At 67.6% G+C, this 9,402-nt stretch carries 8 protein-coding genes and 1 pseudogene; 6 read left to right on the top strand and 3 right to left on the bottom strand.

What is annotated here, in order from left to right; genetic code table 11:
* Positions 1–99 precede the first annotated feature (99 nt).
* From BRAS3809_RS30450 to BRAS3809_RS30435, 4 genes are all read left to right on the top strand, one after another.
* On the top strand, positions 100–1,044 hold the full coding sequence (locus BRAS3809_RS30450) for an alpha-E domain-containing protein (protein WP_008965863.1): 945 nt from the start codon (positions 100–102) through the stop codon (positions 1,042–1,044).
* 80 nt (positions 1,045–1,124) lie between these two features.
* On the top strand, positions 1,125–1,973 hold the full coding sequence (locus BRAS3809_RS30445) for a transglutaminase family protein (protein WP_008965862.1): 849 nt from the start codon (positions 1,125–1,127) through the stop codon (positions 1,971–1,973).
* Positions 1,974–2,212: 239 nt separating this feature from the next.
* On the top strand, positions 2,213–2,971 hold the full coding sequence (locus BRAS3809_RS30440; RefSeq protein WP_008965861.1) for a proteasome-type protease: 759 nt from the start codon (positions 2,213–2,215) through the stop codon (positions 2,969–2,971).
* 47 nt (positions 2,972–3,018) lie between these two features.
* Complete coding sequence (locus BRAS3809_RS30435; RefSeq protein WP_008965860.1) at positions 3,019–3,771, top strand: SDR family oxidoreductase; 753 nt, start codon at positions 3,019–3,021, stop codon at positions 3,769–3,771.
* Between the two features lie 176 nt (positions 3,772–3,947).
* Here the strand turns inward: BRAS3809_RS30435 and BRAS3809_RS30430 are convergent, their stop codons facing one another.
* The gene (locus tag BRAS3809_RS30430) at positions 3,948–5,174 is read right to left on the bottom strand and encodes an MFS transporter (protein ID WP_008965859.1); all 1,227 of its coding nucleotides are present in this window, start codon (positions 5,172–5,174) and stop codon (positions 3,948–3,950) included.
* Positions 5,175–5,291: 117 nt separating this feature from the next.
* Here BRAS3809_RS30430 and BRAS3809_RS37800 point away from each other — a divergent pair.
* Positions 5,292–5,519, top strand: a pseudogene (locus tag BRAS3809_RS37800) (Na+ dependent nucleoside transporter N-terminal domain-containing protein); the annotation flags it as partial.
* The gene (locus BRAS3809_RS30425; RefSeq protein ID WP_502685685.1) at positions 5,520–6,542 is read left to right on the top strand and encodes a NupC/NupG family nucleoside CNT transporter; all 1,023 of its coding nucleotides are present in this window, start codon (positions 5,520–5,522) and stop codon (positions 6,540–6,542) included.
* Here the strand turns inward: BRAS3809_RS30425 and BRAS3809_RS30420 are convergent.
* Positions 6,480–8,462, bottom strand: a complete 1,983-nt coding sequence (locus BRAS3809_RS30420; protein WP_240535808.1) for an acyltransferase family protein — start codon at positions 8,460–8,462, stop codon at positions 6,480–6,482. The two genes, BRAS3809_RS30425 and BRAS3809_RS30420, sit on opposite strands and share 63 nt — an antisense overlap.
* Before the next feature lie 172 nt (positions 8,463–8,634).
* Positions 8,635–9,261 (bottom strand): cupin domain-containing protein, encoded by a 627-nt coding sequence (locus BRAS3809_RS30415; RefSeq protein ID WP_008965856.1) that lies wholly within the window; start codon positions 9,259–9,261, stop codon positions 8,635–8,637.
* Positions 9,262–9,402: the final 141 nt, after the last annotated feature.

Genomic DNA, 9,402 nt, shown 5'->3' with positions numbered 1-9,402 from the left:
AGCGTGCTTGCGGCACGCCTTCGCTCGCAAGCATTTCCGTTCCCGTGCATGCCTTCCCCGCCCCCGGGGCCGGCTCCCTCCGCACCTCATAGATTGCCCATGCTGTCGCGCACCGCCGAAAACCTGTACTGGCTCGCCCGCTATGTGGAGCGCGCCGAGTATCTCGCCCGCACCATCGACGCGACCCTGCGCGTCACCGCCCTGCCCGCGGCCTATATCGGCAAGACCAACGAGTGGGAATCGGCGCTGATGACCGCCGGCGTCTCGGCGAGCTTCTTCGAGGCCTATCCCGAAGCCAACGAGCACAACGTCATCGAATATCTGTCGTTCAACCAATCCAATCCCTCCTCGATCAAGAACTGCATCGAGGCCGCCCGCCTCAACGCACGCTCGGTGCGGACCGCGCTGACCTCGGAAATGTGGGACACGATCAACGGCGCCTGGATCGAGCTGCAGGAGGTCTGGAGCAAGGGCACCAAGACGCGCGAGGAGCTGGCGCGCTTCCTGCGCTTCGTGCAGGAGACCTCGCTGCGCTTCGACGGCTCGGCCTATCGGACGATGCTGCGCAACGACGCCTATTGGTTCTCGCGGCTCGGCCTGCATCTGGAGCGCGCCGACAACACCGCGCGCATTCTCGACGTGAAATATCACGTGCTGCTGCCCGAGGAGGAGCATGTCGGCGGCCCGCTCGACTACTACCAGTGGACCTCGATCCTGCGCTCGGTTTCGGCGCTGACGGCCTATCACTGGGTGTATCGCGAGACGCTGAAACCCTGGCTGATCGCCGACCTCCTGATCCTCAACGACACGCTGCCGCGCTCGCTCGCGAGCTGCTACGGCAACCTCGTCCGCAATCTCGACCAGATCGGCGTCGCCTATGGCCGCCAGGGCCCGTCGCAGCGCCACGCCCGCGGCGTCCGCAACCGGCTCGAGCACTCCAACATGGACGACATCTTCCAGCGCGGCGTCCACGAGTTCATCCAGGAGTTCATCGCCGACAATTCCCGGCTCGGGGAGATCATCACCAAGCAATATCTGATCTGATCGAGTATGGTGAAAAGCTCTCGGCCGTCGTCATGGCCGGGCTTGACGGTGGAAAGACCGGCATCCTATCGGACACGACCATGCGCCTGCGTATCTCCCATTCCACCACCTACCGCTACGAGCCGGCGGCCACCGGCGTCATCCAGATCATCCGCATGACGCCCGGCAGCCATGACGGCCAGTATGTCGCGGAATGGCAGATCGACGTCTCGACCGATTCGCGCCTGGACATGCATGAGGACGCGTTCGGCAACGTCACCCACGTCATCACCCATGGTGCGTTGCAGGACCTCACGATCACCGCGGAAGGCCTGGTGGAGACCCACGACACCGGCGGCGTGCTCAAGGGCACCGACGAGCGGTTTCCGCCCGGCTTCTTCCTGCGCCAGACCCCGCTGACGACGGCGAACGCCGCCATGAGCACGATCGTCCGCGAGTTGCGCGCGGAATCCGAGAGCGACGTGCTCGGATTCCTGCACACGCTGATGAGCCAGGTCTACGAGCACATGACCTTCGACGAGGACCCGACCCATAGCGGCACCTCGGCGGCGGAAGCGTTCGTGCTGAAGCGCGGCGTCTGCCAGGACTACGCCCACATCTTCATCGCCTCCGCGCGCGCCGCGGGCATCCCGGCCCGCTTCGTGTCCGGGCACTTTCTGCGCTCCGATGGTGCGGTGCACCAGGAAGCGGGCCACGCCTGGGCCGAGGCCTATGTGCCGGATCTCGGCTGGGTCGGCTTCGACGCCGCCAATTGCATCTGCTCCACCGATGCCCATGTCCGCGTCGCGATCGGCCTCGATTATCTCGGCGCCGCCCCGGTCCGTGGCACCCGCTACGGCGGCGGCACCGAGACGCTCTCCGTGAAGGTGAAGGTCGAGCAGGTCGGCCGCAGCAGCCAGTCGCAATCGCAGTCCCAGCGCCAGTCCTGAGGGCCTGCCTCAGCCCTCCACCGCTGCTCCAGAAGAGGTCGTCATTCCGGGGCGGCGCGAAGCGACGAGCCCGGAATCCATTTCCCGGCGCGTTCCGCCTCCCGATGGATTCCGGGCTCGCGCTTCGCGCGCCCCGGAATGACACCGGTGTGTGGGACATGGGCGCGCGCTCCACGGCAGGGTTGGACGGACCGCCGATTTTCGCTAACTATTCGCGCACTGGCTCGAGGGGACTGACGATGACCTATTGCTGCGGAATTCTGGTGCGTGACGGGCTCGTCATGATCGCGGACACACGAACCAATGCCGGTCTCGACAACGTCTCCACCTTCCGCAAGCTGCACATCTTCTCCAATCCCGGCGAGCGCATCGTGGCGGTCGCCAGCGCCGGCAATCTCGCCATCAGCCAGTCCGTGCTGTCGACCCTGACCGAAGGCATGGAGGACCCCGAGACCGGCGAGGTCGAGACGTTGATGAACGCGCCGACCATGTTCCAGGCGGCGCAGCGCATCGGCAAGGCGATCCGCATGGTGCACGCCACCGAAGGTCCGGCGCTGAAGGCCGAGGACATCTCGTTCGACGTCTCCTTCCTGTTCGGCGGCCAGATCAAGGGCTCGCGGATGCGGCTGTTCATGGTCTACACCGCCGGCAATTTCATCGAATGCACCACCGACACGCCGTATTTGCAGATCGGCGAGCACAAATACGGCAAGCCGGTGCTCGACCGCGCCATGCACTATGACGTCGAGCTCTACGAGGCGCTCAAGACCGGGCTGATCTCGATGGATTCGACGATGCGCTCCAATCTCGGCGTCGGCCTGCCGATCGATGTGCTGGTGGTGCGTGCGGACGCCTGCGAGGCGGATCTGAACCACCGCATCGAGGCCGGCGAGCCCTATTTCCACGACCTGCGCTCGCGCTGGTCGGCGGCCCTGCGCGCGGCGCATAACAACATCCCGCGGCCGCCCTATAAGACACAGAGCGACGTGAAACACTGACGCGGCGCGACGCTCCAAAACTGCAAAACGTGAAAAGGTGAGGAAACATGGCTGAAGCAAAGAAGATCGCGCTGGTGACGGGCGCAGGCACCGGTGTCGGCCGCGCCGCATCGCTGGCGCTGATGAACGCCGGCTTCACCGTGGTGCTGGCCGGCCGCCGCAAGGAGATGCTGGAGGAGACCGCCAAGCTCGGTCCGGCCGGCATGAGCCTTCCCGTCTCCGCCGACATGATGAACCCCGCCTCGATCGCGGCGCTGTTCGACACCGTCAAATCGACCTATGGCCGGCTCGACGTGCTGTTCAACAATGCCGGCATGGGCGCGCCGCCGGTGCCGTTCGAGGATCTCACCATGGAGCAGTGGCAGTCGGTCGTCGCCACTAACCTCACCGCGCCGTTCCTGTGCACGCAGCACGCCTTCCGCATCATGAAGGACCAGAGCCCGCGCGGCGGCCGCATCATCAACAACGGCTCGATCTCGGCGCATGCGCCGCGGCCGTTCTCCTCGCCCTACACCTCGACCAAGCATGCCATCACCGGCCTGACCAAGGCCTCGAACCTCGACGGCCGCGCCTATGACATCGCGGTCGGCCAGATCGACATCGGCAATGCCGAGACGCCGATGACCGAGCGCATGGTCGGCGGCGTGCTGCAGCCCGATGGCCGGATGATGCCCGAGCCGCGCATGGACGTGAAAGCCGTCGGCGATGCGGTCGCCTACATGGCCGGCCTGCCGCTCAGCGCCAACGTCCTGTTCATCACCGTGATGGCGACCAAGATGCCGTTCGTCGGACGGGGTTGATAGAAGCGCATCCCTTGTAGGGTGGGCAAAGGCGCTGCCGCGCTATATCGGCAACAGAGGTCGCAATGGCGCCGTGCCCACCATCTTGCCACCTATGATGCCGCCCGATGGTGGGCACGCTGCCGCCCTGCGGGCGGCTGCTTTGCCCACCCTACGGCTGCGTGCCTGCACGGCCGCTACTCCAGCCGCTCCACCGTCCGCAGTTCCGGAAACAGCTTCATCCACAGCAGCGCCACCGCGATGGTGCCGAGGCCGCCGAGGATGGCGGCGGGCATGGCGCCGAAGAGTGCGGCGGTGACGCCGCTTTCGAACTGGCCGAGCTGGTTGGAAGCGTTGATGAACAGGAAATTGACCGCGCCGACGCGGCCGCGCATCTCGTTGGGCGTGGCGAGCTGCACCAGCGAGAAGCGGATCACGACGCTGATCGTATCCGCCGCGCCGAGAATGGCGAGCGCGGCGACCGAGATCCACATCACGTGCGAGACGGCGAACACGACCGTCGCCGCGCCGAATACGATGACCGCCTGAAACATCCGCAGGCCGACGCGCCGCTTGATCGTCGTCCGCGCGAGCACCGCGGTCATCGCCAGCGCCCCGACCGCCGGCGCCGCACGCAGCACGCCGAGGCCGAACGGCCCGGTGTCGAGAACGTCGCGCGCATAGATCGGCAGCAGCGCCGTGACGCCGCCGAGCAGCACCGCGAACAGGTCGAGCGAGATGGTGCCGAGGATGGCGGGATTGGCGCGGATGAAGCGCACGCCGGCGAACAGGTCATCCTTGCTGCCGTCGGGCCGCTCCGCCGGCACATCGTCCGGCACCTGCATCAAACCTGTGAGCGCCATGCCGGCGAGCCAGAACAGCATCATGATGCCATAGGGCAACCCGGGCGCCACAGCATAGGCGAAACCGCCGATCGCCGGCCCCGCAATGGTCGCGAGCTGCGCCGCGCCGCTCGACAGCGCGCTGGCGCGCTGCAGCGTGCCTTCCGGCGCGATCAGCGGCAGCAGCGCCGCGGTCGCTGGGCTCTCGAAGGCGCCGGCGATGCCGAGCACGAAGACGGACGCGAACAGCTGCGCTTCGCCGAGCTGGCCGGCATAGGCGCCCCAGCAGAGATACAGCGCGGTCAGCGCCTCGGCGAGCTGGCACAGCTGCACGACGCGCTTGCGCGGGAATCGGTCGGCGGCATTGCCGGCGACGAACACCAGCAACGCCGTCGGCAGAAACTGGATCAGCCCGACCATGCCGAGATCGAAGGCGCGCCCGGTGAGATCGTAGATCTGCCAGCCGATCGCCACCGCCGCGATCTGGCTCGCGAACCGCGACAGGCTGCGGGACGACAGGAAGAACAGGAACGCGCTTTGCTTCAGGAGATCGCGCGCGCCGATCGGGACCGTGGTCGACATGATGGCGTCTGCGTGACGCAGGCCCTGATGCTTGTCAATCGCAGGCACCGCATGGCCGTAACGCATTGCGCGGGGCTGTTCCGTCAGCTCATAATAGGGCGGGGTTTGGGGGATCTGATGCTGCAGCTGCAATCGGCGTTCGGGATCGTCGCGCTGCTCGCGATCGCATGGGCGCTCGGCGAGAACCGGCGCGCGGTGTCGCTCAAGCAGGCCACGCTGGGGCTGGTGGTGACGCTGCTGACCGCGCTCGTCCTGCTCAAGATCCCCGTGGTGGCGCACGCTTTCGGCGCCATCAACGACGCGGTCGGCGCCATCTCCTCCGCCTCTCGTGCGGGCACCTCCTTCGTGTTCGGCTATGTCGGCGGCGGCGCCCTGCCCTTCGACTTGAAGGCGCCCGGCGCGGATTTCGTGCTCGCCTTCCAGGCGCTGCCGATCGTGCTGGTGATGAGCGTGCTGACCACGCTGCTGTTCTACTGGCGCGTGTTGCCGCCCCTGGTGCGCGGCATGGCCTGGCTGCTCGAGCGCACGCTCGGCGTCGGCGGCGCCGTCGGCCTCTCCACCGCCGCGAACGTCTTCCTCGGCATGGTCGAGGCGCCGCTGTTCATCCGGCCCTATCTCGCGCAGATGACGCGCAGCGAGCTGTTCCTGGTGATGACCGGGGGCATGGCCGGCATCGCGGGCACCGTGCTGGTGCTGTACGCGACATTGCTGGCGCCGCTCATTCCCGATGCGGCCGCGCATTTCGTCATTGCCTCGGTGCTCGGTGCGCCCGCCGCGATCCTGGTCAGCCTGATCATGGTGCCGGAGACATCGAAGCAGCTCACCGGTGGCGCGCTGGGCGATCCCGACATGCAGGCCTCCTCGACGATGGACGCCATCGTCAAGGGCACCAGCGCCGGGCTCGAGCTGTTGATGAACATCGTCGCGCTGCTCCTGGTGCTGGTCGCGCTGGTGCATCTCGCCAACGCGATCCTGTCGCTGCTGCCGGCGGTCGGCGGCGCGCCCGTGTCCCTGCAGCGCCTGCTCGGCCTCGTGATGGCGCCGGTGTGCTGGCTGATGGGCCTGCCATGGGCGCAGGCCGTCACCGCCGGCAGCCTGATGGGCACCAAGACGGTGCTCAACGAGCTGATTGCCTATGTCGAGCTCGCCAAGCTCGATCCGGGAGCGCTCGACCCGCGCGCGCGGCTGATCATGCTCTATGCGATGTGCGGCTTCGCCAACTTCGCCAGCCTCGGCATCATGATCGGCGGCCTCGGCACGATGGCCCCGACACGGCGCGACGAGATCAACGCGCTCGGCCTGAAATCAATCGTCTCGGGCACCCTCACGACCTGCCTGATGGGCGCGATCGTCGGCCTCCTGAATTGAGCCCGGCCGCGTCGCGCGCGGCAGGATCAGCGGCGCGACCTTGCCCATCACGAGCACCGAGCCTTCGGCGGTCAGATGCGCATGATCGAACGACAGGGGAACTTCGCCGGCCATGAGCGGGCAGCCGTGCTGCGCGCACACGGCTGACAGGATCGAGACATAGGTCAGCCGCGCGCCGCTCGGCAGCGCCGCCTGCATCGCCTGGTCGAGCGCGAAGACATCCGAACGGACGAAGGTGTCGGGATCCGGCGTGATGCCGCGCAGGGTGGCGCGTGCCAGCATCGACGGCAGCCGCTCCCGGAACTGCACGGCGGGGCCGAGCAGCACCACCGGAATGCCGGCCTCGCCGAGCCGCGCCAGCGTCTGCTGGAGGTCGTGCAGCATGCCGGCAAAGCGCGGCGGCCGCGCGTCCTCGAGCCAATCCGCCGCCATCACCACGAGATCGGGACGATGCGCGGCGAGGAACTCGCGCATCTGCACGGCGAGCGCGCGGCAGGCCGGAACGCCCTGCGTCTCCGCGCTGAAGGTCGGCATGCAGGTCGGCTGGCTCGCCTGCATGATGTTGACGGTCGCGGGATCGAGCTGCGCCTTGAGGCCGTGATAGGCATGCGCGGCGAAGCTGTCGCCCCACAGCAGGATGTTGGTCTTGCCGGTCTCCGCACGCAGGCAATCCTCGGCCACGCGCCCGTCCGGCGTCGTGAAGCAGGAGCCGTAGCGATACACCGGCTTCATGTCGTAGTCGTTGTAGGCGTCGAGGCGCTGCGCCTCGGCATCCATGTCGGAGCCGGCCCCGCTGCGCAGCAGGCCGAGGCTGCTGCCGGCCAGCAACAGGACGCTTGCCAGCGCCGCGAGACCGAAGGCCGCGCGCGGCGTAGCCGCCAGCCGGCGTTCCCGGAACGGCTGCTCGACATAGCGCCACGACAGCGTGGCCACCGCGACCGTCAGCGCGAACAGGCCCGCCCGCTCCCAGCCGTCGAGCGCGAGGCCGGGCTTGGCGAAGCGGGCGAAGGCGAACAGCGGCCAGTGCCAGAGATACAACGAATAGGAGATGCGGCCGACGAACCCCGCCACGGCGAGTGGCGACAGCGGGCTGCGCGGGCGGTTGGGCACGCCTTCCCCGCTCCACAGAAACAGCGCCGCGCCGAGGCACGGCGCCAGTGCATTGGCGCCCGGAAAGCCCGAGCCTGGGCGCAGCGACAGGATCGGGATCGCCAGCAGCAGCAGCGCCAGTGCCCGCGCGGAGCGCTGCGCCAGGCCGGGGCGCGGCGCCGGCAGGCCCGAGATCGCGATCAGGCTCCCGAGCAGAAACTCCCAGGCCCTGGGCGGGCTGAGGAAGAACGCGGTCACCGACGCCTGGCTGCGGATCAGCATCACGCTGAGCGCGAACGAGGCCGCGGCCAGCAGCGAGAGCGTCAGCGGCAGCGCCAGTTTGCGCCCGCGTGCCAGCCGCAGCACCGCCCAGATCACGACGGGCAGCACCAGGTAGAACTGCTCCTCCACGGCCAGCGACCAGGTGTGCAGCAGCGGTTTCTCCACGGCGGCGTGGTCGAAATAGCCGGATTGCTGCCAGAAGAAGATGTTCGAGGTGAAGGTGACGACGGCGGCCGCGGAGCGGAAGAACTCGGCGCGCTCGGAGCTCAAGAGGTCCCACGACGCCGGGATCGCCGCGCATGCCACCATGACGTACAGCGCCGGCAGCAGCCGCCGCACCCGGCGGTCGTAGAAGCGCGCGAACGAGAAGCGCCCCTGCGCCATCTCCGACGCGATGATGCCGGTGATCAGGTAGCCCGAGATGACGAAGAAGATGTCGACCCCGACGAAGCCGCCGAAGATCGCCGGCGCCTCGAAATGAAAGCCGATGACGGAGAGCACCGCGATGGCGCGCAGCCAGTCGATGTCCTCGCGGTGAGTGGGTGTCACGCGGCGCTGTCCTTCCTCCTGAACGCAGGAAGACACGCGCTCGCCAGCGCTCGGGACAGCCTGCGGACCCCGCCACAGCCCCTCGCGCGATCGCTCCGCGGCGCTCAAGCACCGGTTGCGAACGTCTCCCCCGATTCCAGCTTCGGAACTTTAGCTGAGCCGCAATTGATGTCTAATTATTGTCGGCCACAATTTCGACCGTTTTGAAGTCGGCCGGCAGGATCACCTCGAGCAGCTCGACGTCGTCGGAATAGTCGAGGATCATGTGCCGGATCTTCGGCGGCTGCGTCCAGCAGCTGCCCGCCGTCATCAGCGTCTCGCCAACGCCTTCGAGGTAGCTCTTCACCCATCCCTTGAGCACGTAGACCATCTGGAAGTCGACGGCATGGGTGTGCAGCTTCGAGACCTCCTGCGGATTGCACGGCGGCAGCATGCGGATGACGTGCGCGCGGGCCAGGCCGTGGGTGGCGGCGGCGATGCCGAGGTCCCGATAATGGGCATAGGCGCGCAGGCCGTCGGCCTTGAAGTCCGCCTCGTTGAGATGGCTGATCGCCACCTTCTGCCGCGGCCGCCGCGGCGCCGGCGCCGGCCGGCCCTTGCTGACGAGTGCCTTGCGCGCGGACGGCGCAGCCGCCCTGCCCGGCTTGGCGGGCGCCTTGGCATTGGTTTTTGCGCCGGTCTTGGTGGACGTCTTCGCGGACGTCTTGGCGGCCGCCTTGCTGCTCTTGCGGGTCTTCAGCGCCGCGGCCTTTGCGGCGGCGCGTGATGCTGATTTGGTGCTGCGGCTCTTGCTGGCCATGGCGCTCTCCCTGCGAGTCCTCGGTGCAAGGCTAGCACATGTTGTCGAACCTCAGCAGCTTCTCCAACAAAGGTCGTCATTCCGGGGCGTGCGAAGCACGAGCCCGGAATCCATTCCTCAGCGCGTGATGCAGCCCGATGG

The sequence above is a fragment of the Bradyrhizobium sp. STM 3809 genome, from assembly GCF_000239795.1.
Classification (GTDB): Bacteria; Pseudomonadota; Alphaproteobacteria; order Rhizobiales; family Xanthobacteraceae; genus Bradyrhizobium.
This window is presented reverse-complemented; position numbering and strand designations above follow the sequence as displayed.